The sequence below is a fragment of the Telluria antibiotica genome (assembly GCF_011682055.1).
GTDB classification, from domain to species: domain Bacteria; phylum Pseudomonadota; class Gammaproteobacteria; order Burkholderiales; family Burkholderiaceae_D; genus Telluria; species Telluria antibiotica.
Genome location: NZ_JAAQOM010000013.1, coordinates 82,502 through 101,856 on the forward strand (window position 1 = coordinate 82,502; position 19,355 = coordinate 101,856).

Here is a 19,355-nt window from a genome sequence, read left to right on the forward strand (position 1 = left end):
TCGCATGGACGGCGCTGCGGCGCCGTTCGTCGTTTACGTCGGAACGATGCAATTTTGTAATCCCTGTCCGACATCCTTGAGGGAATCGTACCGATTACGCCATGAGCGGCGGGTCCGCATAATTTGGGTAGCATCGTTACCCGAAGATTCTCATGACCTCCACGTTCGTCGACGACGGCCAGGCACGCGCAGCGGTGCGTGAAGCCCGTCCCGCCCAGGTGCCGACCGCCAAGGCGCTGTATTTTTCCCTGCTGGACAACCCGGCCGGCTGCCGCGATGCCGCGCGCGCCTACCTGGCGGCGCAGATCGAGGTGGCCCGCGCTGAGCCGTGCGAACTGCCGGACGCCGTCTGGCAGCTGCAAGGCTGGATCCAGGGCCGCGCCGAGACGGTCGGCATCGCGTACCGCGAATACCTTGCGGCGCGCAAGAACGGCGCCCCGCGCCGCTATTTCTCGAACAAGGCGCACGCGCTGTACTTCCTGAAGGGTGTCGCGCCGACGAAGCTCGTCGACGGCGCTTGGTTGTATGGCACGCTGGGACGCTGGGACAATCCCGACTTCCACCCGCTGATCAAGACCTATCTCGAGGAGCTGGGCGACGGCGTCCCGGACAAGAACCACGTCACCCTGTACCGCCGCCTGCTCGCCACGCACGGCTGCGAGCATTGGGACACGCTCCCCGAAGACCATTTCGTGCAGGGCGCGATCCAGCTGGCGTTGGCCCACGAGGCCGACGCGTTCCTGCCGGAGGTCGTGGGCTACAACCTGGGCTACGAGCAACTGCCGCTGCACCTCCTGATCACCGCGTACGAACTGAACGAACTCGGGATCGACCCGTATTACTTTACCTTGCACGTCACCGTGGACAACGCCGGCAGCGGCCACGCGCACAAGGCCGAGCAGGCGCTGGCGCACCTGATGGCGCAATCCGGCGACCCGGCCGCGTTCTTCGCGCGCGTGCTGGACGGCTACCGCCTGAATGATCTCGGTGCGTGCACGACGTCCGTGATCGGCGCCTTCGACCTGGAGGCGGAACTGGTCGAGATCCTCACCGCGAAGGCCGCCGTCGGCAAGAACATGCATTCGGATTACTGCCGCGTGGCCGGCCGCTCCGTCAACGACTGGCTCGCGGATGCGAAGCAGATTCCCGCATTCCTCACGGCGCTGGCAGACGCGGGCTGGATCCAGCGCGGCGAGGACGTGGAGCACAGCCGCTTCTGGCGCCTGATCCAGGGCGAGCGCGCCGAGATGTTCGGCGTCTTTTCCAGCTACGAGCAGCAGGTGCTGCGCGACTGGATCGTGACGCCGCGCGACGCCACCGCGACGGCGCGCACCGACCGCGTGCTGAGCCACCGCGCGCGCCAGCGTGCGCTCGACACCCTCACGCAGCATGCGCCGCGCAGCGGTTATCCGGAGCGGGGCCTGATCCGGCGCCGGCCCGGGGGTGCCGGTGGCGACACGGAACTGCACCAGCTGGAAGAGCGCGTGGCGAATGCGGCCGGCAAGCTTGACGCGATGGCCATGCTGGCGCGCCTCATGTCGCCTTCCGTGCATCATACGGCCATCGGGCTGATGGCCACGCGGATGTATTCGCGCCTGCTCGACGCCTGACAAGACCCAGCGGCGTGCCGCCTGCGCGCGCCGCGATGACAAGCAATCCGTCCGAACGAGAGACACCAGTGCACATACTCGAACAACGCTTCCTGCGCGGACCGAACATCCACGCCGCCACTCCCTGCATCCTGTCCGTGCTCGACCTGGACGATTTATATGGCGTCTCCACGCGCGACCTCCCGCACTTCAACGACGCGCTGCTCGACCTGTTGCCGTCGCTCGCGGACTACCTCGTGCCGACCGGGCAACCGGGCGGCTTCGCGCAGCGGCTGCGCGAAGGCACGTACCTCGCGCGCGCGATCGAGCACGTCACCCTGGGCCTCCAGTGCCTGGCCGGCGCGCCGGCGGCGTTCGGCCGCACGCGTCCCGTGACGGGCAGCCCGGGCCAGTACCGCATCGTCTGCGCCTACCTGCTGGAAAAGGTCGCACAGCCGGCGTTCGCGCTCGCCGTGGACATCGTCGACGCGCTCGCGCACGGCCGCCCGTTCGACCTGGCGCCGCGTCTGGACGAATTGCGGGCGCTGGCCGACCACTACGCCGTCGACGCGAACACGGCCGCCGTGCTGGTCGCGGCGCACGAGCGCAACATTCCCGTCCAGCGCATCACGGAAGACGCGAACCTGTTCCAACTGGGCTGGGGCGTGAAGCAGAAGCGCATCCAGGCGACGCTCACGGGCGACACGGCGACCATCGCCGTGCGCATTGCCGGCGACCGCCAGCTCACGCGGCGGCTGCTGGATGAAGCGGGCATCCCCGTGGCGGCGGGCGAGGCCGTCGCCACGGCCGACGAGGCGCAGCGCGTCGCCCGCAACCTGGGCACGCCCGTGACCGTGAAGCCGCTGGACGCGGAGCAGGCGGACGGCGTGACCGTGGCCTGCCGCACGGACGCGGAGATCGAGCAGGCCTACGCGCACGCGCGCAAGTTCGGCCGCCAGGTGGTCGTCGCGCGCCACGTCGAAGGCGAACAATACCGCGTGCTCGTCGCCGGCCGCAAGGTCGTGGAGGCCGCGCTGTCACGGTCTGCGGACGGCGCCGGCGACGACGTCACGGACCTGCTGCCGGAGTCCACGCGCCGCCTGTGCGTGCGCGCCGCCGCGAAGATCGGCCTGGACGTTGCCGGCATCGACATCGTCTGCCGCGACATCGCCGTGCCCCTGGCCGACCAGGGCGGCGCCATCGTCGGCGTCAGTGCGGCCCCGGGCATCGGCGCGTCGCGCGCCGCGGGCGACGCGATCATCGACGGCCTGATGGGCGGTTCGGACGGCCGCATCCCCCTGATCGCGTGCACGGGCACGAACGGCAAGACCACCACCACATTGTTGATGGCGCATGCGGTGCGCCTGGCCGGGCGCGTCATGGGCGTGACGTCCACGCATGGCGTCACCATCGCGGGCAAGGAAGTCACGAAGGGCGATTGCACGGGCTACTGGTCGGCGCGCACGGTGCTGGCGTCGCCGGACGTGGAATTCGCCATCCTGGAAACGGCGCGGGGCGGCATCCTCAAGCGGGGCCTCGCGTTCGACCGCTGCGACATCGGCATGGTGCTGAACGTGTCGCCGGACCACCTGGGCCTGGACGGCGTCGACACGATCGAAGACCTGGCGCAGGTGAAGGCCGTCGTGCCGCTGTCGGCCAGCCGCGCCGTCGTGCTGAACGCGGAAGATCCGCTGTGCGTGGCGATGGCGCGCCGCGTGCATCCCGACGTGGAGATCGTGTATTTTTCCATGGAGGCCGACAATCCCGTGTTGCTGCGCCACCTGGAAGAGGGCGGTCGCGCCGTCTACTTCCAGGATAATTCGATCGTTGTCGCCGACGCCACGTATCACCAGGAATTGCTGCGCGTGGAAGCGATGCCGATCGCATTCGGCGGCCGCGCGCGCTACAACATCGCGAACGGCCTCGCCGCCACGGCCGCGCTGATGGCCGCGGGCATGTCGAACCTCCAGATCGCGACGGGGCTGTCGACGTTCGTCAGCGACGGCAAGACGAACCCGCTGCGCACCAATGTGTTCGACGTGCGCGGCCTCACCGTCATCGTCGACTATGCGCACAACCCGGCCGCGTACGCGGCGCTGGCCGAGATGGCCCGCTCGCTGCTGCCTGGCCAGCTGGTCGGCATCGTGACGGCGCCGGGCGACCGCCGCGACGAAGACCTGCTCGAGGTCGGGCGCGTGTGCGCGGGCCGCTTCGACGAGCTGGTCGTGTACGAGTCGTCCAGCCGCGGGCGCGCGTACGGCGGGGCCGTCGACCTGATCCTGCAGGGCGCCGAGGACGTCGTCGGCAAGACCGATACCCTGCACCGCGAACTGGACGCGGGCGCGGCGATCCGCCTGGGCCTGTCGCTGTGCCGGCGCGGCGACGTGCTCGTGTTCGCGTGCGGCACGTCGCTGGACGTGTTCGTGGAAGCGATCCGCGCGACCGATCCGGAAAGCGCGGCCCGGATCGCCGCGCAGGTGGGCTGACGGCGCCCGGCCGCGTCAGGCCGGGGTCGAAACGCGTCCGAGCAGGAAGGTGCGGACGACGTAGCGCCAGGGCACCGCGACGATGTGCAGCAGGACCCAGGCGAAGGCGAACGTCATGCCTTCGGCCGGGGAACCCGCCAGCCTGTCGTGTGCCCACAGGGGATACGCGACGACCACCAGCCAGATGGTCTTGTAACAGATTTCCAGCAGCAGGACCGGCAGCATGCGCACGGGTTGCAGGATGCCGAGCAGGCCGAACGACGCGAACGCGGCCCACACGCGCCAGGCCAGCGCGTCGAGCGGCGATCAGCCGGCCGCGGATCAGTACTTCGCTCAACAGGCCGATGACGATGATGACTGGATGGCAGCCAGTGCGGCGGCCGTCTCGTTGTGCGCAGCGCCGCGCAGCTTCGCCTGCTGGACGGCCGCGAAGGCGCGCATGCCGAATACGACGATGACGGTGCCGAAGAAGGCGGCGAGTGTGATCAGATATACGTGCTCTTCCATGTTGGCCTCTAGTCGTGGTGATCGTTGCCCAGGGATGCCACCGCCGCGGCGATCAGGTCCGGCGTCAGCGCGTAGTCGAAATCGGCGACCTCGATGTAATTCAGGGCCTTGCCGTCGGCCGAGAATTCCGTCCGGCTGACGACGAGGCCCGCGTCCTGCAGCTTCTGCACGTGCAGATGCAGCAGCGGACGGCTGATGCCCAGTTCGCGCGCCAGCTGGCTGATGTAGTTGCGGCCTCCGACCCGCAACGCGGCGATGATGCGCAGCCGGTGCGGATTGGATAGCGCCGCCAGCATCGCCAGCAGTTCGTCTCCGGTGAGATGTTTCGACCGATGTTTCATGTGTCACCAATATCTGACATGTGAAATACAGTCAATACACGTCTGGCGAAGGGCCAGGGCAAGGTCAACCGCGCGGCATGGCGGCGGGCGCAACGTCGGCCAGCACGCGCCGCAACGCCGTCATGTCGATCGGCTTGACGAAATAATGCTGGAAGCCGGCGGCCTTGGCGAGGACCCGGTCATGCGCCTGGCCGTAGCCGGTCAGCGCGATGTACGTGGCGTGGCTCGTTTCGGGCATGGCGTGCAGGCGCCGCGACAGCTCGTAGCCGTCCATGTCGGGCAAGCCGATGTCGAGGATCAGGGCGTCCGGGGTCGCACTTCCCGCTTCTTCGAGGGCGCCGTGCGCGTCGTGGCGGATCGTCACGGCGTGGCCCTGCGTCTGCAGCAGCGCGGCCAGCGATTCCGCCGCGTCTGCGTTGTCGTCGACGACCAGCAGGTGCAGCGGGCGTTGCGCCGGGCCGTCCTGGATCGCTGCGGCGGACCCGCGGACAGCGTCCGGCTCCTTGCGCATCAGCGGCAGCGCCAAGGTGAACGTGCTGCCCTTGCCGGGGCCGTCGCTGTGCGCCGTCACGCTGCCGCCGTGCAGCGACATGATGCTGCGTGCGAGCGCGAGCCCGAGCCCCAGGCCGCCCTGGGACCGGTCCGGCGTGCGCTCGGCCTGCGTGAACAGGTCGAACACGTGCGGCAGGAAGGTCGCGTCCATGCCGATGCCGTCGTCGGCGATGTCGACGCGGACGCACCGTTCGTCGATGTCCAGGCGCAGCGTGATGTGTCCACCGAGCGGCGTGTACTTGGCCGCGTTGTTCAGCAAATTCGTCAGCACCTGGATCAGGCGCGTGCGGTCGCCGAGGACGACAGCGGCCTCGGGAGCGAGGCGCACTGCCAGCGTATGGCCGCGCGATTCGATCAGGGGCTTGGCCTGCTCGATCGCGCCGTGGACGGCATCCTTGATGTCGAGTTCCGCCTTCTCGATCGACACGAGGCCGCGCGTCACGCGCGACACGTCGAGCAGGTCGTCGACGATGTCCGTCATGTGCCGGACCTGGCGCGCGATGATCGCACCGTATTTCTTGACGACCTCCGTGTCCGCGCTCGCCCGTCCCAGGAGCTCGGCGGCCGCACTGATCGGCGCCAGCGGGTTGCGCAATTCGTGCGCGAGCATGGCGAGGAATTCGTCCTTGCGCCGGTTGGCCAGCGCGAGCGCCTCTTCCGCTTCGCGCTGTATGGTGATGTCCGTATTCGTGCCGAACCAGCGCGTGATCCGGCCATCGCGGTCGCGGATGGGCACCGCGCGCGACAGGAACCAGCGGTATTCGCCGTTGGCGCCGCGCAGCGGGAACAAGTCTTCCCAGGCGACCTGGCGCTCGACGATCTGCTCGTAATATTTCGCCCTCACGGCTTCCATGAAATCGGGATGGTGGACCTTTTGCCAGCCCCATCCTTGCATGTCTTCGAGCGTCATACCCGTAAATTCGAACCAGCGGTTGTTGTACCAGAAGATTGCGCCATCGCTGTTGGCCATCCACGCGAGCTGCGGGATGTTTTCCGCCAGCGTGCGGAACTGGATCTCGCTTTCCCGCAAGGCGGCCTGGGCCTTTTTGGATTCGCTGATGTCGAGGATGTAGCCGATGCCTTCTTCGCGGTTGCCCCGGTAATTGGCAGCCCCCACGTACACGGGCAGACGGCTGCCGTCCTTCCTGAAGTATTCTTTTTCGTACGCCTCCACGCTGCCTTTCGCTTGCAGGGTTCCCAGGCTGTTGCGGTCCGCTTCCTCCCATTCGGGCGGCGTCAGCTGGCGCCACGACAAGCCATTCGACTCGAATTCCTCGCGCGTGTAACCCAGCATCCGCAGCAGCGCATCGTTCGCGTTGACCAGCGTGCCGTCGTAGCGGTACTGCATGATGCCGATGACGCTGGATTCGGCGATGGTCCTGAACTGGAATTCGGTCCGCAGCCGGGCTTCTTCCGCCAGTCTCTGCTGCGTGATGTCGAGGACGACACCAGGCATCCAGGCGGGTTTGCCGTCCGGGGCGGGATCGATCTTGCCGCGCGCATGGACATGCCGGACGCCGCCGTCCCGTTGTCGCACGCGGAAATAGTACTGGTAGGGTTTGCCGCTGGCGAGCGATGCGGCGATGTCGGCTTCGACCCCCGGCCTGTCGTCGGGATGGATCGCATCCAGGTACGCGCCGAGGGGGGCGCCGTCGGCGAGTTCCTCGGACATCTGGAACATGTTCGCGAAATTGCGATCGGCATGGATGCGGTCGGCCTGGATATCCCACGTCCACGTGCCGATTTCCGCGGCGGTCAACGTGCCTTCCAGGCGCAGCCGCGCGTTCAGCAGTTCCGCCTCCATGATCTTCTGGTCGTTGATGTCGGTACAGGTGCCCATCCACCGCTCGATGTCGCCGCCCGCATTCCGGATGGGCAGGGCACGCGCCAGCATCCAGCGGTAGTCGCCGGCGTGATGCCGCAGCCGGTATTCGATCTTGTAGGGCTCGCCCGTGGCGAGACAGTGCGCCCAGGCTTGTCGTGTACGCGGCAGGTCGTCCGGATGGATGATCGCCCCCCAGTCCTGGCCGATGGTCTCGTCCGGCGACACACCGGCGAATTCATAATGGCGGCGATTGTAGTAATCGTGATATCCGTCCGGCAACGCCGACCAGACCATTTGCGGCATCGCGTCGGCAATCTGCCGGAAGCGGGCTTCGCCTGCCTCCGCCGCCCGCTGCTTCATCACCTGTTCCGTGACGTCTTCGACCGCGTGGATGATGTAGACGACGTTGCCTGCCGCATCCAGCACGGGCGAATTCAGGGGCTTCCAATAGTGGACTTCGAATTCGCCGCCGGCGGATCCGTCCTTCGGGATATCGTATTTCTGGATCGGCATGATATCGGGCTGCCGTGTCTGCAGTACCCGCGTCAGCGACGCGCGCAGATTCGTCACGCCGGTCGCGCCGGGATCGGCGGGATTATCGGGAAAGACGTCGAACAGGTTCCGTCCCACGATGTGTTCGCGTGTCGTCATGGTGGCGCGCAGGCGCGCTTCGTTGGCGGCGACCATCGTGAAGTCGGGCGCCAGGACGAGGTAGGGAACCGGTGTCGCTTCGAATAAAAGGCGGAAATCGAGGCCCGGCGCGTCGGGCGATCCAGCTGGCTCGGTCATATCACTGTCCCGCGTGTTTCAATGCACGGATGATAAGTCGAAGCCGGGGAAAGTGTCGCGTCGGAATGTGCGGCGGGTCGGGCGCGACCCGGTCGGGCGCGCACCTGGGGGCGGCCCGGCCGTGCGTTTATCCGTGATGCGTCCCGGGGAGGCGCCTACACCGCCTCCGCCTCGATCCTGCTGGCCGTTGCCGGCGACGTGGGCCTGATCGCCTCCGTCAACTCCGTGATCGACGAGCCGCACCCGAACACGAGGACGTCGCCCGGCGCGCAGCGCGCGAGGCCCGCGCGGATGGCTTCGTGCACGTCCAGCTCGACCTGCAGCCGGTCGGCCTCGAACCTGCCCAGGCCCGCGCCCTGTACGAGCAGCGCGGCCACTTCGCCGCCGGCGCGGCCGCGGTTTTCCGTCTCGTACACGACGAGGTCGTCGAAGCCGGCCGCGCACGTCTCGCCGATGGCGACGAGGTCTTCGTCGCGGCGGTCGCCCGGGGCCGCCACGACGCCGACGAGGCGGCCCGGCGTCAGTGCGCGCGCCGCCTCGGCCAGCGCCGCGTACGCGGCCGTGTTGTGGCCATGGTCGAAGATGACGGTCACGCCGTCCACGTCGAACACGTTCGAGCGCAGCGGATTGTGCTTCCAGTCGGAGACGAACGTGCGCAGACCCGTGGCGATCTCCTGGTTGGCGAACTCGCACGCGGCCAGCGCGGCGGCGGCGGCCAGGCCGTTGGCGATGTTGTAGCGCGCCGCGCCCTTCATGGTGCACGGCATCGTGCGCACGTCCAACAGGGCGTCGTGGCGCGTGCCGTTCGCGAGCACGATCGTGTTGTCCTCCAGGTAGGCGCCGCGGCCGCCCCGTTCCAGGTGGCGCAGCAGCACGGGATTGTCGGGGTCCAGCGCGAAGTACAGGATTTCCACGCTGTGCGCCAGCTCGGCGGACATGGCGACGCAATGGTCGTCTTCCGCGTTCAGCACGACGGCGCGGCGGGCGCGCTCCGCGATGACGAACTTGAGGCGCGCAAGGTCCTCGACCGTGTCGATGCCGTCGCGGCCCAGGTGGTCGGCCGACACGTTCAGCACGACGGCGACGTCGCACCAGTCGAACGGGAGGCCGTGCTCGAGGACGCTGCTCCGCGCCGTCTCCAGCACGGCGAAGTCGACGTCCGGCGCCGCAAGCACCGCGCGCGCCGAGCAATCGCCCTTGACGACGCGTTCGCCGCCGATGTATCCGCCTTCCGTCGTCGTCACGCCCGAGCAGAAGCCCGCCAACCGCGCCGCGTGCGCGACCAGGAGGCTCGTCGTCGTCTTGCCGTTCGTGCCCGTCACGGCGACGACGGGGATGCGGCCGTCGTCGTCGCCGAACAGCGCATCGACGATGGCGGCGCCCGCGTCGCGCGGCGTGCCGCGGCTCGGGTACTGGTGCATGCGGATGCCGGGCGCCGCGTTGACTTCGATGATGCCGCCATGCTGGTCGCGCAGGGGCCGGGCGATGTCTGCGCAGACGATGTCGATGCCGGCGACGTCCAGGCCGATCGTGCGCGCGGCGCGGATGCAGACCTCGCGCGTGTCCGCCGGCAGCAGGTCCGTCACGTCTTCCGCCGTGCCGCCCGTCGACAGGTTGGCGTTGCCGCGCAGGTCCACTTGGCGGCCGGCCGCCGGGACGGCGTCGAGGTCCAGCCCTTGCTGCGCCAGCACTTGCAGCGCGAGGTCGTCCAGCGGAATCTTCGTGAGGATGTTCGCGTGGCCGTCGCCGCGCGCGGGGTTGCTGTTCTCGACGTCGACGAGCGCGCGCACGGTGGACACGCCGTCGCCCGTCACGTGCGGCGGCCGGCGCCACGACGCGGCGGCGATCTTGCGGCCCGTGACGAGCACGCGGTAGTCGCGGCCTTGCAGGTGCTCTTCGACGATGGCGCGGTCCCCGTATTTGCGGGCGAAGTCGAACGCGCGCTCGATCTCGTCGGGTGTCGCGCACGCGACCGTCACACCCTTGCCCTGGTTCGCATCCAGCGGCTTCACGGTGACGGGGCCGCCGAGCCGGCGTGCCGTGCGCAGCGCGGCGTCCAGCGTCGTGACGGTGGCGCCGGCCGGCACGGGGACGCCGGCCTGGTCGAGCAGCGTCTTCGTCAGCTGTTTGTCGCTGGCGATGCCGACGGCGACGTGGTTCGTGGCGCCCGTGATCGTGGCTTGCAGGCGTTTCTGGCGGCGCCCCCAGCCCAGCTGGAACAGGTTCGCTTCGTCCGTCAGGCGCAGGCTCGGGATGCCGCGCCGGTGCGCGGCCGCCAGCACGGCCGCCGTGCTCGTGCCGATGGCGTGGCGCCGGGCCGTGTCGCGCAGGTCGGCGACGGTGGCGTCCAGGTCGAACGCTTCGTGGCGCGCGCACGCGCCGATCAGCGCGGCCGCCGTGGACAGCGCCAGCGCGGCCACCTGTTCGATGGTGTAGCCGCACACGATGCGGACGCGCTGCGGGCGGGCCGGGTCGACCCGCGTGAGGCTGAACGGTCCGGGCGTGCCGGCGAGGCGCTGCAATTCCATCACGACGGCTTCGAGGGCTTCGTGCCCGGCCTGGCAGTCGGACAGGCGGGCCGCCGCCTCGGCCGGCATCGCCGGCAGCAGCGCCAGCAGCCGGGCGCCGAGGCCGGCGGCATGCTCCTGGCCGGTGGCGGCGACCACGGCCAGCAGGCAGGGCCCCGTGGCGTACAGGTTCGGGCCGTGCAGGAAGCGTTGTTCGGCGATGTTCATGAGATCGGATTCCGTTTCGTGATGTTTTCCAGGAACTCGAGCAGCGGAGGCGGGATGCGCCGGGCGTCGCTGCGCCGGGCGTCGCTGCGCCGGGCGTCCCCGCCGTCCGCGCCGGGAAGGGCGTAGCGGCTGCCGGCCGGGAGCAGGTGCAGGCGCACGTCGATCAGTTCCGGCGTCGCGTGATCGGCGATTTCCGCCACGTTCGTCGACATCGCGCGTCCGTCCACGATCGTCACGGCGCCTTCGCCCACGACTTCGATCCCGACGCCCCGCTCGACGACGAGCGCCGTGTCCTCGTCGATGCCGATGCCCTGCAAATACGGGTTCTGCGCGACGACGGACAACAGCCGCGACAACCGCTGGCGCTCGGAAAAATGCTGGTCGATGACGACCTTGTGCAGGAAACCGAGCCCCGCGCCCAGGCTCACGGACCCCTTTTCGGGATGCAGCTCGGCGCGGCCCTGCGCGAGCATGTGACCGGACATCGCGGACGCGCCCGCGCTCGTGCCGCCGATGCACGCGCCGCGCAGCTTCAGCGCCGCGTGCATCTCCGCGTCCAGCGCGGTGCCGCCGAGGATCGCCAGCAGGCGCTTCTGGTCGCCGCCCGTCATGAAGATGCCGTCGGCGTCGACGACGTCGCGGATCAGGTCCTCGTCGTTGGCGTCGTGGCGGGTCATGAGGTGCAGGTGCACGTGGCGCGTGACGCCGAGGTCGCGGAACGCGCAGTCGTACGCGTCCCACATCTTGGCGGCCACTGCGCTGGCCGCCGTGATGACGACGATCTTCGCGGACGGCCCGCCGCACAACTCGACGAAGCGTTTCAGGATCGCCATGTCGTTCTGCTTGTCCTCGCCGCCGCCGATGATCACGAGGTGGCCGTGGTTGCCGGCCAGGCGGTCGGCCTGTTCGGCCTGGGCATTGGCGATTTTTTCGCGCGCGGTCATGGCGTCACGATCCGCGCGTGCGGCATGTCCTGGTTGCTGAAGGAACCGGCTTCCGCGCGGCTGACGGCGATCAGGCCGACCGGGACCTTCGCGTCGAACAGCCCGACGCCGCGCTCCAGCGCGTGCGCGAGCGGCATGCCGTCCTCGATCCAGCCATAGACCGTGCGCGCCAGCAGGTGGCGCACGATCTGCTCGCCGATGCCCGTGGCCGCGACGGCGCCCGCCGGGCCGGCGTAGAAGCCGCTGCCGATGATCGGCGTGTCGCCCACGCGCCCCAGCAGCGACGGGGCGGAGCCGCCTGTCGACAGCGCGACGGCGAAGTGGCCGTCGGGGCCGCGCACGACGGCGCCGACCGTGTCGCACGCGGCGTGCGCGGGCAGGTCGAGCGGGGTCTGGTAATTCCAGAAGCGCAGGAACGCCTTCGCTTCCGGTGCGATGCCGGGCATGGCGGGTACGGAGCCGGCCAGCTCACGCACGACCCTGGCGTGCGCGGCGCGCTGGTGTTCCGAGATCGTCGTGTGGACCGGATGGCCGATGGCGGCGGCGAAGCGGCTCGCGCCTTCGCCCGCGAGCAGCCAGTGCGGCGTCTCGGCGACCGCCCGCGCCAGCAGCACGGGATTCTTGACGCCTTGCACGCAGGCGACGGCACCGAGGCGGCCGCGGGTGTCCATGATGGAGGCGTCCAGCTCGACTGTGGCGCCGTCGAGGCACAGCACGGCGCCGCTGCCCGCGTTGAAGCGGCCGTCGTCTTCCATCGACGCGACGGCCGCGATGGCGGCCTCCAGCGCGTCGGCGCTGATGGCCAGTTCGTCGGCGGCACGCCGGGCCGCGCGCGCGCAACCGTCGTCGTAGGCGCGCGGGCTGCCGGCCCCGCCGTGCACGACGATGGCGTATCCTGGGGTGTGACTCATCTTGTTCTTTTCTCCTTGCGATGCGTGTGCCGCGCGCGCCCGTCCGGACCGCGCCGGCCGATACCGCATTATGCAAAACGTAAAAAAATAGAAACATCGGTACCCTGGCCGTGTGATTGTCGGACGCCGCTTACACGGCACAGGTTGCCCGCGGGATGTCTGCCAGGGGCGTGAACGACGGGGATTCGGCCAGGATTTTTGAGGTGAGGAAACGGTCGCTAGCGCATTACGGATACGCCGCGCAATGCCTGGCGCAGCTCGCGCGCGACCTGGCGGCGGCGGGTGTCGTCGACGTAGCGCCCGATCTCGATTTTCACGCCGCGCGATTCCAGCTGGATGAGGGACGGCCGCCGCCCGTCCGGCGCGACGACGCGCGTCCACAGCGGGTCGAGGCGCGTCAGCTCGCGGCGGTCGGCCTGCACGCGGGTGACGAGCAGGCCCGATTCGGACAGCGCGATGCGCTCGTGGTCCGTTGCGTGGCGGGCGTAGACGAGCAGCGCCAGGCCGACCAGCGCCAGCTCGAACAGGGAAAACGCGAGGACGAGCCAGATCCCGTGCAGCAGGAAGCCGACGGCGACGGCGAGGGAACCGACGCACAGGACGGCGTAGGCGCGCGCGACCTGGCGCGGGGACAGCGAGCAGTTGCGCCGCAACGTCCATTCGCGCGTCATGGCCGCTCCCTCCTGCCGGGCCGGAGCGCACGCGCGGCTGCCCAGATAGGCATCTTGGCTACCGCTCGTCGCTGTCGTGTGCTGTCCATGCCGGCGCCCGGGAGTCTGCGCAAATGCGCGACCACTGGCCGAGTATCGCGCAGCTCGGCGCGACAGGGCGCCACGCAGGCGCGTGGTATGCATGAGACAGGCGCGCGCGGCGTCCGTCGCGTGGCCCTGCCGCAAGGGACGCGGCGCCCGGAATCTGGTAACATTCCGCCCCTTTTCATCGAAAGACTTCCATGGCGAACGCTTGCGGCGTCGATTTCGGCACGTCGAACTCCACCGTCGGCTGGGTGCGGCCCGGCGCACCCGTGCTGCTGGCCCTCGAGGACGGCAAGCCGACGTTGCCGTCCGTCGTGTTCTTCAACGCGGACGACGACCAGGTCCGCTATGGCCGTGCCGCGCTGGCGGATTACCTGGAAGGTTACGACGGCCGTCTGATGCGTTCGCTGAAGAGCCTGCTGGGCACGCCCCTGATGGAAGCCCAGACGGAAGTCGCGGGCCGCGCGTTGCCGTTCCGTCAACTGCTCGGGTATTTCATCGGCGAGGTCAAGCGCCGTGCCGAGCGCGAGGCGGGCCGCCCGTTCGAGCGCGCCGTGTTCGGACGCCCCGTGTATTTCGTCGACGACGATCCCGACGCGGACCGCCTCGCCGAGGATACGCTGGCCGACATCGCCCGCGCTGTCGGCTTTACGGAAATCGGCTTCCAGTACGAGCCGATCGCCGCCGCGTTCGACTACGAATCGCGCATCGACCGCGAAGAGCTCGTGCTGATTGCCGACATCGGCGGCGGCACGTCCGACTTCTCGCTCGTGCGCCTGGGCCCCGCGCGCGCGGGCCGCGCGGACCGGCGCGACGACATCCTCGCCACCGGCGGCGTGCACATCGGCGGCACGGACTTCGACAAATACCTGAGCCTTGCGTCCGTGATGCCACTGCTGGGCCATGGCAGCGCGCTGCTGTCCGGTGCGGCGGTGCCGTCGAGTTATTACTTCAACCTGGCGACGTGGCACACGATCAACCAGGCGTACACGCGCAAGAACATCGCGCAGCTTGCCGACCTCGTGCGCGACGCGGCCGAGCCGGACAAGCTCAAGCGCCTGCAGCACCTGATCGACGAGCGCGCGGGACACTGGCTCGCGATGCGCGTGGAGGAGGCGAAGATCGGGCTGTCCGACGCGCCGGAAGTCGCGCTCGACCTCGACCGGCTCGCGCCACCGGAGCGGCTGCGCGTGGGCCGCGACGTGTTCACGGCGTCGATCGGTGGCCTCGTCGACAATGTCGGTGCGACCGTGCGCCGGCTGCTCGACGAGGCCGGCATCGCGGCGGACCGCGTGGATACCGTGTTCTTCACCGGAGGTTCCAGCGGCGTCGCGAGCCTGCGCGAGCGCATCGCCGCCATCGTGCCGGACGCGCGCAAGGTCGAAGGCGACCTGTTCGGCAGCATCGGCGCCGGACTCGCGCTCGACGCGGCCCGCAAATTCGGCTGAAACCCGTCTTTACCCCTAGAAAGGCAGCATCGTGTTCGAACGCCCCATCGTCATGCTCGACTTCGAGACCACCGGCCTGTCGCCCGACGCCGGCGACCGCATCACGGAAGTGGCGGCGCTGCGCATCGCGGATGGACGCATCGTCGAGCGCTATGTCTCCCTCGTGAATTGCGGCGTGCGGGTGCCGTCGTTCATCACGCAACTGACGGGCATCACGCAGGCGATGGTCGACGGCGCGCCGCCGGCCATTGATGTCGTGCCCGCGCTGATCGACTTCATCGGCGACGACGTGCTCGCCGCGCACAACGCCAGCTTCGACGAGAAGTTCCTCAAGGCGGAGGGCGCGCTGCTGGGGCACGGGTGCCGCCATGGCGGACTCGTGTGCTCGCTGAAACTGTCGCGCCGCGTGTTCCCGGGCCAGGCGAGCTACAAGCTCGGTCAGCTGGCGCGCACGCTCGGCATCGCTTTCAGCGGCCGCGCCCACCGTGCCGAGGCCGACGCCGAAGTGGCGGCTCTGTTGCTCATCCACATCGGCCGGCACCTGAACGATACGTATGGCCTGGGCGGCGTCGATCCGGGCTTGCTCGTGTCGCTCAACCGCGTGGCGGCCGCCAAGGTCGCGGCGTTCATGGGTGCGTACGCGGCCGGCCGGCGCGTGCCGGCCTGACGGCGTTCGCGGCTCACCTGTTTCCCCCGCGCAGCTTCTGTCGTCGCGTGCGCGCGGCCGCTTCGGCCGACGCGTCGCGTCGACATCGTTTTTGCGCTCGTCCATCCCCTTCACGTTGGCGCACCTCAAATCCGTGATGCATCGCATCATTACACTTTTGCCAATTCTTTGACTCCGTCCGGGGGCAACGCATGCAAATCGACAAGTCGGTCCCGCGCGCGGGCGCGTTCGCCTGGTTCGCGCGCGCGGCTGCCCGCGACAACCCGTACGCGCAGTTCAACCTCGGCATGATGTACAAGAACGGCGACGGTACCGCGCAGGACGAGGCCGCGGCCTGCCGCTGGCTGGAGCGGGCCGCACGCCAGCACCTCGCGTTCGCGCAGAACCACCTGGGCACGATGTATTTCCAGGGCCGTGGTGTCGCGCAGTGCGACAAGACGGCCGCCTACTGGTTCGGCCGCGCCGCCGCGCAGGGCGACGCGTCGGCGCAGCAGAACCTCGGCGACCTGTACCTTGCCGGACGGGGCGTCGAGCGCGGTGCGGGCGAGGCCGTCGCGTGGTATTACAAGGCGGCCGAGCAGGGCCTGGCGAGCGCGCAGCGCATGCTGGGGACGTGCTACCTGGAAGGTGCAGGCGTCGCATGCAGCTATCCGCTCGCGCTGGCGTGGTTCCGCAAGGCCGCCTTGCCGGGCGACGCCGAAGCTGAAGTCGGCCTGGGACTGATGGTCCGCCGCGGCCAGGGCGTCGCGCCGAGCGAGGGAGAGGCGTTGTACTGGTTCCGGCGGGCGGCCGCGCGCGGCCATGCGCCTGCGCAGCGGTTGCTGGGCCTGGCCTATCTGGCCGGCCTCGGGACGCCGTCCGATGCGCTGGGCGCGCGCGCGTGGCTCGAATGCGCGGCGGAGCAGGGCGACGCGGAAGCCCAGCTCAGCCTCGCCCGCTGGTTCGGCGACGTCGGCAGCGGAGGGGCGCTGTACTGGTACCGGCGCGCGGCGGAACAGGGCGCTGCGAAGGCGCAGTTCACGCTCGGCGTGATGCATGCGAACGGACAGGGCGTGCCCCGCGACGACGTGCTGGCCGCCACCTGGTATCGCCGTGCGGCGGAACAGGGCGACGCCAGCGCGCAGAACAATCTCGGCGCGATGTATGCGAACGGCACCGGCGTCACACAGGACGATGCGGAGGCCGTGCACTGGTACCGCCTCGCCGCCGAACAGGGGCACGCGCTGGCCCAGTACAACCTGGGAACGATGGTCGGCAGCGGGCGCGGCGTCGCGCGCGATGCCGTGCAGTCGTATCTGTGGATGCTGCTGGCGGCCGATGGCGGCGATCCGGCCGCGGCTGCGGGCAAGGCCAGCGTCGGGCGCCGCCTCGCGCGTGACCAGGCCGACCCCGGCATGGACCGGCGCCGGCAGTGGCAGCGGGTTCGGCTGTACGCGGGGCCGGAGCGCCGTGTCGCGTGATGCGCGGCGATAAGCCGGCGTGATGGGGCAGGCAGCCATACGTGATATCGCACTACCATGACATCACTGACGTGTATGGCAGCGATCGAAAATGGAAATTGGATTGATATCTCGGGCGGACGTAGACTGTGTTCATCACTGAACGACACGCAATGGAGCCGATATGAACGCCACCACCACCATCTCTGCCCGCCGCACTGCCGACAGCGCGCTCGGCCGCCTGTTCCGCGCGCTCTGCACGGAAGCTTGCCGCGCACTCGAACTCGTCGGTGCCTCGTACCGTAGCGGCCCGCTGACGCCGCGCTGAGCATCCGCCAGCACCGGTTCCGCACCGACGGAACCTCACGACAACCCCTGCCGCGCGCAGGGGTTTTTGTTTTGTCAACGTCCCGTCAGCGGTGCACGACCACCAGCAGCGCCTTCGCTTCCGTCTTGCCGGCATTTCGGATGGCATGGTTCTGGTCGGCCGGATAGCGCGCCGTCGCGCCGTGCTTGATTTTTCGCTTCTCGGCCCCGACCTCCAGTTCAACCGTCCCGGTGACCACGGTCAAGTGCTCGGTGGTACCCGGATCATGGGCCTGCGACGCCAGTTCGCCACCCGGCTGCAACGTCAGTTCATACCATTCATACTTGCCGGCAAGGTCCATCGGTCCGAGGATGCGCAGCGAATACCCCGCGTGGCTGCCGGGCAGGGTCGGGATTTCGTGGGCGTCGACGACACGGATGAGGTCGACCGGACGCACTTCGGACGACAGCAGTTCGCCGATCGGCACGCCGAGCGCATTGGCCAGGCGCCACGTGATGGCGATCGTGGGGTTGGCCTTTTCCCGTTCGATCTGCGACAGCATCGATTTCGACACGCCCGCGATGCGCGACAGGTCTTCCAGGGTGAGGCCGCGCGCGAGGCGCAGCCGCTGCAGGGTGGCCCCGACTTCGGGCGGGGCGCTGGTGGTGACTGCTTTGTTCATGGAGCTTGCTTGCCAAGTTCAATGGCTGGGGGTAAGATTCAATATATTGAATTTCTGTTCGAAATATAGAACACGTTCCATACATCGAACGCACCGCCACTATATACCATTCGCCAACCACAAGGACGAGAACGATGAGCGACCCAGCATTCTATAGCGACCTGCAGCAGAAACTCGACACGCTGAAGACCGAAGGCCTGTTCAAGCCCGAGCGCGTGCTCGCTTCGCGCCAGGGCGCCGAAGTGGTGGCGGACGACGGCCGGACGCTCATCAATATGTGCGCCAACAACTACCTGGGCCTGTCGGGCGACCTGGAGACGCAGAAGGCCGCCGAGGCCGCGCTGCAGAAATACGGCTACGGCCTGTCGTCGGTGCGTTTCATCTGCGGCACGCAGACCGTGCACAAGGCGCTGGAGCGCAAGCTGTCCGAATTCCTCGGCACGGACGACACGATCCTGTACGCGGCCGCGTTCGACGCGAACGGCGGCGTGTTCGAACCGCTGTTCGACGAGAACGACGCCATCATCTCCGACGCGCTGAACCACGCGTCGATCATCGACGGCGTCCGCCTGTGCAAGGCCGCGCGCTACCGCTACGCGAACAACGACATGGCCGACCTGGAAACGCAGCTGCAGGCCGCGACGAGCGCCGGCAAGCGCCACAAGATCATCGTCACGGACGGCGTGTTCTCGATGGACGGCACGATCGCCCAGCTGGACAAGATCGTCGCGTTGGCCGAGAAATACGGCGCGCTGACGATGATCGACGAATCGCACGCCTCCGGCTTCATGGGCAGGACGGGCCGCGGCACGCACGAGCACTGCGGCGTCGTCGGCAAGATCGACATCATCACGGGCACGCTCGGCAAGGCGCTGGGCGGGGCGATGGGCGGCTTCACGTCCGGCCGCAAGGAAGTCATCGAGACGTTGCGCCAGAAATCGCGCCCGTACCTGTTCTCGAACACGCTGGCGCCGATGATCGCCGGGGCGTCGCTCGCGGTGCTGGACCGTATCGGCAAGTCGACCGAACTGCGCGACCGGCTGCACGAGAACACGGCATACTTCCGGCGCGAGATCGAGCGCATCGGTTTCACCATCAAGCCGGGCACGCACCCGGTGGTGCCGGTGATGCTGTTCGACGCGCCCGTCGCGCAAAAATTCGCGGCGCGCATGTTCGAGCTGGGCGTGCTGCTGTCGGGCTTCTTCTACCCGGTGGTGCCGATGGGCCAGGCGCGCGTGCGCGTGCAGCTGTCGGCCGCGCATACCCGCGAACAACTGGACAAGGTGCTGGGCGCCTTCGAGCAGGCCGGGCGCGAGCTGGGCATCATCAAGGCCGCCTGATCCCGGCGCTTTACAAGATCGACCGGCGGCCGCCCACG

Annotated in this window: 16 protein-coding genes; 7 read left to right on the plus strand and 9 right to left on the minus strand. The window is 68.8% G+C overall.

Annotated elements, in window-relative coordinates:
- The first annotated feature begins 152 nt into the window (after nt 1-152).
- Both HAV22_RS20705 and HAV22_RS20710 read left to right on the plus strand, forming a co-directional pair.
- Nucleotides 153-1,610, plus strand: a complete 1,458-nt coding sequence (locus HAV22_RS20705) for an iron-containing redox enzyme family protein (RefSeq protein WP_166861661.1) — start codon at nt 153-155, stop codon at nt 1,608-1,610.
- A gap of 68 nt (nt 1,611-1,678) precedes the next feature.
- Nucleotides 1,679-4,075 (plus strand): cyanophycin synthetase family protein, encoded by a 2,397-nt coding sequence (locus tag HAV22_RS20710; protein ID WP_166861662.1) that lies wholly within the window; start codon nt 1,679-1,681, stop codon nt 4,073-4,075.
- 15 nt (nt 4,076-4,090) lie between these two features.
- Here HAV22_RS20710 and HAV22_RS20715 read toward each other — a convergent pair whose 3' ends face one another.
- The 8 genes from HAV22_RS20715 to HAV22_RS20750 all read right to left on the minus strand — a co-directional run bounded on the left by HAV22_RS20715 (nt 4,091) and on the right by HAV22_RS20750 (nt 13,350).
- Entirely contained in the window at nt 4,091-4,354 is a 264-nt protein-coding gene (locus HAV22_RS20715) for a hypothetical protein (RefSeq protein WP_166861663.1), read from the minus strand.
- Nucleotides 4,355-4,408: 54 nt separating this feature from the next.
- Entirely contained in the window at nt 4,409-4,582 is a 174-nt protein-coding gene (locus tag HAV22_RS20720; protein ID WP_166861664.1) for a hypothetical protein, read from the minus strand.
- Between the two features lie 8 nt (nt 4,583-4,590).
- Nucleotides 4,591-4,923, minus strand: coding sequence for an ArsR/SmtB family transcription factor (locus tag HAV22_RS20725; protein WP_166861665.1), 333 nt, complete (start codon nt 4,921-4,923; stop codon nt 4,591-4,593).
- Between the two features lie 64 nt (nt 4,924-4,987).
- The gene (locus tag HAV22_RS20730) at nt 4,988-8,089 is read right to left on the minus strand and encodes a PAS domain S-box protein (RefSeq protein WP_166861666.1); all 3,102 of its coding nucleotides are present in this window, start codon (nt 8,087-8,089) and stop codon (nt 4,988-4,990) included.
- 155 nt (nt 8,090-8,244) lie between these two features.
- Nucleotides 8,245-10,824, minus strand: coding sequence for a cyanophycin synthetase (gene cphA / locus HAV22_RS20735; RefSeq protein WP_166861667.1), 2,580 nt, complete (start codon nt 10,822-10,824; stop codon nt 8,245-8,247).
- The gene (locus HAV22_RS20740; protein WP_166861668.1) at nt 10,821-11,768 is read right to left on the minus strand and encodes a cyanophycinase; all 948 of its coding nucleotides are present in this window, start codon (nt 11,766-11,768) and stop codon (nt 10,821-10,823) included. The genes cphA and HAV22_RS20740 overlap by 4 nt, the downstream gene beginning before the upstream one ends.
- Nucleotides 11,765-12,679, minus strand: a complete 915-nt coding sequence (locus HAV22_RS20745; protein WP_166861669.1) for an isoaspartyl peptidase/L-asparaginase — start codon at nt 12,677-12,679, stop codon at nt 11,765-11,767. The genes HAV22_RS20740 and HAV22_RS20745 overlap by 4 nt, the downstream gene beginning before the upstream one ends.
- Nucleotides 12,680-12,897: 218 nt before the next feature.
- Nucleotides 12,898-13,350: a DUF2244 domain-containing protein gene (locus tag HAV22_RS20750; RefSeq protein WP_166861670.1), complete on the minus strand. Its 453-nt coding sequence runs from the start codon at nt 13,348-13,350 to the stop codon at nt 12,898-12,900.
- A 281-nt stretch (nt 13,351-13,631) separates the two neighbouring features.
- Between HAV22_RS20750 and HAV22_RS20755 the strand changes: the two genes are divergently transcribed.
- From HAV22_RS20755 to HAV22_RS20770, 4 genes are all read left to right on the plus strand, one after another.
- Nucleotides 13,632-14,882 (plus strand): Hsp70 family protein, encoded by a 1,251-nt coding sequence (locus HAV22_RS20755; RefSeq protein ID WP_166861671.1) that lies wholly within the window; start codon nt 13,632-13,634, stop codon nt 14,880-14,882.
- 31 nt (nt 14,883-14,913) lie between these two features.
- Nucleotides 14,914-15,549, plus strand: a complete 636-nt coding sequence (locus tag HAV22_RS20760; protein WP_166861672.1) for a 3'-5' exonuclease — start codon at nt 14,914-14,916, stop codon at nt 15,547-15,549.
- A gap of 191 nt (nt 15,550-15,740) precedes the next feature.
- Nucleotides 15,741-17,009, plus strand: coding sequence for a tetratricopeptide repeat protein (locus HAV22_RS31305; protein WP_166861673.1), 1,269 nt, complete (start codon nt 15,741-15,743; stop codon nt 17,007-17,009).
- 163 nt (nt 17,010-17,172) lie between these two features.
- Nucleotides 17,173-17,316, plus strand: coding sequence for a hypothetical protein (locus HAV22_RS20770; protein WP_166861674.1), 144 nt, complete (start codon nt 17,173-17,175; stop codon nt 17,314-17,316).
- An 85-nt stretch (nt 17,317-17,401) separates the two neighbouring features.
- On the opposite strand, the gene HAV22_RS20775 is transcribed toward HAV22_RS20770, so the two are convergent.
- Entirely contained in the window at nt 17,402-17,977 is a 576-nt protein-coding gene (locus tag HAV22_RS20775) for a helix-turn-helix domain-containing protein (protein ID WP_166861675.1), read from the minus strand.
- A gap of 134 nt (nt 17,978-18,111) precedes the next feature.
- Between HAV22_RS20775 and HAV22_RS20780 the strand changes: the two genes are divergently transcribed.
- Entirely contained in the window at nt 18,112-19,317 is a 1,206-nt protein-coding gene (locus HAV22_RS20780; protein ID WP_166861676.1) for a glycine C-acetyltransferase, read from the plus strand.
- Nucleotides 19,318-19,355 lie beyond the last annotated feature (38 nt).

Bases quoted from the DNA above. Each gene is read 5' to 3' on its own strand.
- cphA (WP_166861667.1), bottom strand. From the start codon at position 10,824: ATGAACATCGCCGAACAACGCTTCCTGCACGGCCCGAACCTGTACGCC.
- HAV22_RS20720 (WP_166861664.1), bottom strand. From the start codon at position 4,582: ATGGAAGAGCACGTATATCTGATCACACTCGCCGCCTTCTTCGGCACC.
- HAV22_RS20740 (WP_166861668.1), bottom strand. From the start codon at position 11,768: ATGACCGCGCGCGAAAAAATCGCCAATGCCCAGGCCGAACAGGCCGAC.
- HAV22_RS20750 (WP_166861670.1), bottom strand. From the start codon at position 13,350: ATGACGCGCGAATGGACGTTGCGGCGCAACTGCTCGCTGTCCCCGCGC.
- HAV22_RS20730 (WP_166861666.1), bottom strand. From the start codon at position 8,089: ATGACCGAGCCAGCTGGATCGCCCGACGCGCCGGGCCTCGATTTCCGC.
- HAV22_RS31305 (WP_166861673.1), top strand. From the start codon at position 15,741: ATGCAAATCGACAAGTCGGTCCCGCGCGCGGGCGCGTTCGCCTGGTTC.
- HAV22_RS20725 (WP_166861665.1), bottom strand. From the start codon at position 4,923: ATGAAACATCGGTCGAAACATCTCACCGGAGACGAACTGCTGGCGATG.
- HAV22_RS20745 (WP_166861669.1), bottom strand. From the start codon at position 12,679: ATGAGTCACACCCCAGGATACGCCATCGTCGTGCACGGCGGGGCCGGC.
- HAV22_RS20780 (WP_166861676.1), top strand. From the start codon at position 18,112: ATGAGCGACCCAGCATTCTATAGCGACCTGCAGCAGAAACTCGACACG.
- HAV22_RS20770 (WP_166861674.1), top strand. From the start codon at position 17,173: ATGAACGCCACCACCACCATCTCTGCCCGCCGCACTGCCGACAGCGCG.
- HAV22_RS20755 (WP_166861671.1), top strand. From the start codon at position 13,632: ATGGCGAACGCTTGCGGCGTCGATTTCGGCACGTCGAACTCCACCGTC.
- HAV22_RS20705 (WP_166861661.1), top strand. From the start codon at position 153: ATGACCTCCACGTTCGTCGACGACGGCCAGGCACGCGCAGCGGTGCGT.
- HAV22_RS20775 (WP_166861675.1), bottom strand. From the start codon at position 17,977: ATGAACAAAGCAGTCACCACCAGCGCCCCGCCCGAAGTCGGGGCCACC.